General features: G+C 58.8%; 1 protein-coding gene. It reads left to right on the forward strand.

All coding sequences use genetic code 11. From position 1 onward, the window contains the following. The first annotated feature begins 87 nt into the window (after window positions 1–87). On the forward strand, window positions 88–1,233 hold the full coding sequence (locus tag AC1DMK_RS31020) for an ISAs1 family transposase (RefSeq protein ID WP_477864038.1): 1,146 nt from the start codon (window positions 88–90) through the stop codon (window positions 1,231–1,233). The last annotated feature ends 21 nt before the right edge of the window (window positions 1,234–1,254 follow it).

The following is a 1,254-nucleotide window of genomic DNA, read 5'->3' on the forward strand; positions in this document are numbered from 1 at the left end:
CCAGGGCAATCGGGTGAGTTAACGGGTGACAATTGGCTTGCGAGCTGAATCTGTCGAGATCGTCTGATTCTTTAAAGGGCGATCTGGATGAACGATTTAGCGTGCGCTGCCGGCGCTTTGGCCGAGACGGTTGTATTTCTGAAACATTTCAAGGATCTGCCAGACGGTCGGCAGAGTGCGAAGGTAAGATATCCGCTGGATGAGGTGCTGCTGCTGTGTYTTATGGCGGTGATTGCCGGGGCGGAGGCCGTCACCGACATTGCCCGCTTCGGCGAGAAGAAGCTCGATCTCTTGCGCCGGTTTCGGCCCTTTCGTGAAGGCGTTCCGGCGCATGATCATCTGGGCGATATTCTTGCCAGCCTCGATGCCGAACAGTTCCAGCGCTGCTTTGCGGCCTGGGTGGCATCGCTGGCGGGGGTGCCGGAAGGCGTCGTTGCCATAGACGGCAAGACGGTCCGCCGCTCCAAGGGGTCGCGAGCCAGCGAGGAGCCGATCCACATGGTTTYCGCCTTCGCCGCCCGCCAGCGCCTGGTACTGGGGCAGGTCAAGGTGGCCGACAAGGCCAAYGAGATCCTCGCCATTCCCAAGCTGCTGGACATGCTGGCCATTGAGGGCGCCATCGTCACCATCGATGCCATGGGCTGCCAGCGCGCCATAGCCCGGAAGGTTCTGGACAAGAAGGCCGACTACATCTTTGCCCTCAAAGGCAATCAGGCTACGCTCCGCAGCGATGTCGAACTCTTTGCTGCCGAGCAAAAAGCAAATGATTTCAAAGACACTACCGTCAGCCGTTCCAGCACGGTCGATGGTGATCACGGACGTATCGAAACCCGCGACATCACCGTTATCCATGACATCGACTGGCTGCAGGACAGCCATCAATGGCCGGGCCTCAACAGCGTGGTCATGGTCCAGAGCACCCGTGAAGTCGGCAGCAAGCTCGAGCGGGAGACGCGTTTCTACATCACTTCGCTGGTTCTCATCGCCAGCGCGATCGGGCCTCTCATCCGCGACCACTGGGCCGTCGAGAACAGCCTCCATTGGGTGCTCGATATGATCTTCCGCGATGACGAGTGCCGCCTGCGGACCAATCATGCTCCCGCAAACTTCACCACCATAAAGCACATGGCTCTCAATCTCATCCGAAGAGCGCCGGGCAAGGATTCCCTGCGTTTGAAACGAAAGGTCGCAGCATGGGACGACGACTTCCTGGCAAGTACAATCTCTCGATAATTAACTCACCCGATTCCCCTG

The sequence above is a fragment of the Rhizobium sp. 05L419 genome, from assembly GCF_056397845.1.